General features: G+C 58.4%; 1 protein-coding gene, 1 tRNA gene and 1 pseudogene. 2 read left to right on the forward strand and 1 reads right to left on the reverse strand.

The annotated features are described in order from the left end of the window. Window positions 1-373: 373 nt before the first annotated feature. Together EOA86_RS35530 and EOA86_RS41370 are read left to right on the forward strand one after the other, a co-directional pair. Window positions 374-456: transfer RNA gene (locus EOA86_RS35530), tRNA-Leu, on the forward strand. Between the two features lie 237 nt (window positions 457-693). Then, a complete protein-coding gene (locus EOA86_RS41370) occupies window positions 694-825 on the forward strand; it encodes a hypothetical protein (RefSeq protein ID WP_280950420.1) in 132 nt (43 codons plus the stop codon). 33 nt (window positions 826-858) lie between these two features. Here the strand turns inward: EOA86_RS41370 and EOA86_RS35535 are convergent. After that, window positions 859-1170, reverse strand: a pseudogene (locus EOA86_RS35535) (histidine ammonia-lyase); the annotation flags it as partial.

Here is a 1170-nt window from a genome sequence, read left to right on the forward strand (position 1 = left end):
ACTTACGGGTAGCAAAAAATTCCGAATCAATTTGAAAGAATTGTGAATACATTCCCAGGCAGAAAGACCGACCGCCGATGAGTTCGTTCCCGCCGCCGTCGCCTACTTTGGACGGGAGATCCGCGCCGTGGCCGCCGATGGCACCATCTGATGCTCATCTTGGCCGACAGCTTTGCAAGAAACCCTGAATATGATCCGTCAGTTCGAGGCGATGCCGACGCGTGGCGCGGCGTGAAGTCCACGGTCCACCGACAGGGGAATTGCCCAGGCGACTGGCATAGACGGCACGCGGGGGCCGAAAAACCTCGAAAATCTAAGTCTTGAACTTATGACACAGCTTGTGACATAGACGTGTTACGGTGACACAAAGCCAGCGGGTATGGCGGAATTGGTAGACGCACCAGATTTAGGTTCTGGCGTGAGAACGTGGGGGTTCGAGTCCCTCTACCCGCACCACTGCTCCCCTAGAAAAGTGGATTAAGCTTCCAGCGCCGAAAGCGTAGGGTTCGTGTCCCTTCATCGTACCAAGTTTTTCGCCAGAAGGCCTGGAAACGCCGCGTTCTCCCAGGTGCGACCTGTTCGGCAGAGCATCAATTGGCCCTTGCGAAAGCTGATCCTGCTCAAGATGACTGCCGGGAACCAGCCTCGGCAAAACACGTTGCTAAGTCATCGACCTCACAAAGGATCCGTGCGATGGCGAAAGACCTATCTCGCGAGGAAGAGAAACGCGGCACCGGAAAGGTCTTCATGTGGGGCGCCGTGATCATCGCTGTGCTTTTTGTTGCCCTAATGGCCGTGTTCATCCTCGGCCCGTTCTGGTCTTAGCCGCCATTTGGGCATCGTGAAACTCCAGGCCGCTTACTCCTCAAAGACCTGGCCGGTGAACAATTCGGCCAAATTAGCAAGTTCAGGTCCCAGCACGCGATCCCCGCCGACTGGCGGCACGATGCTTCTGATATCCGCGACGAACGACTGAAGCGCCGGAGGAGCCACGCGCTTGGTGACATGCAATGCCTGCGAGGCGATCACAGCCAGCATCGCCATCGCGGCATCGAGGCAGCGGCCGGCGCGTGCTTCCTTCGTCCAGGCGAGGAACACCGTCGTCGCTACATCGTCCTGGCCGGCGCCGGCCGATTCGGTTCCCGGGATGAAGGTGCGCTGGGCCGCGAG

This window comes from Mesorhizobium sp. M5C.F.Ca.IN.020.32.2.1 (genome assembly GCF_004023105.1).
Classification (GTDB): domain Bacteria; phylum Pseudomonadota; class Alphaproteobacteria; order Rhizobiales; family Rhizobiaceae; genus Mesorhizobium; species Mesorhizobium wenxiniae.